The 638-nt window shown below is 46.4% G+C and carries 1 pseudogene; it reads right to left on the minus strand.

Annotated elements, in window-relative coordinates:
• Nucleotides 1-638 (minus strand): annotated as a pseudogene (locus PGX78_RS02950) (phosphoglucosamine mutase); the annotation flags it as partial.

Consider the following 638-nt stretch of genomic DNA (forward strand, 5'->3'; position numbering starts at 1 on the left):
GCGTCAAAATGCGTCCGTCGTCGCCTAATTCCGATTCACCTGCCGAAATGGCCGCGGCAATAAGGGTGTTTTCTTCCCACCCGGACTTGGTCTCAACACGAACATTTTTCAAAATTTGAGGGTATTTCGTCATAATACCGGCTAATTCGGATAATTTCTTTCCCTGTTTCTTCATAACACGCATGAGCTGTACAGCCGTAAGCAAGCCGTCTCCCGTCGTATTGTAATCAAGAAAGATAATATGTCCCGACTGCTCTCCACCGAGAGAATATCCCTTATTACGCATGCACTCCAACACATAGCGGTCTCCTACTGCCGTAACTTCCGTCTTGCAACCCATTTCCTTCGCCGCTTTATGAAACCCTATATTACTCATAACCGTGCCGACGACAGTATCTTCTTGTAAGCGTTTTTCTTCCTTCATCTGCAAAGCACAAATGAGCATAATTCTGTCGCCGTCAAGTTCTTCGCCGTTTTCATCAATAACAAGACAGCGATCGGCATCCCCGTCGTTGGCAATGCCCAAATCCGCATGATGTGCCAACACGGCTTCTTTGATGCTTTCTAAGTGGGTGGAACCGCACTTATCATTAATATTGATTCCGTTCGGTTGGGCATGAATGGAAATCAATTCCGCA

Origin of the sequence: Megasphaera sp. AF13-6AC, assembly GCF_027685385.1 — a bacterium.
Classification (GTDB): Bacteria; Bacillota; Negativicutes; order Veillonellales; family Megasphaeraceae; genus Megasphaera; species Megasphaera micronuciformis.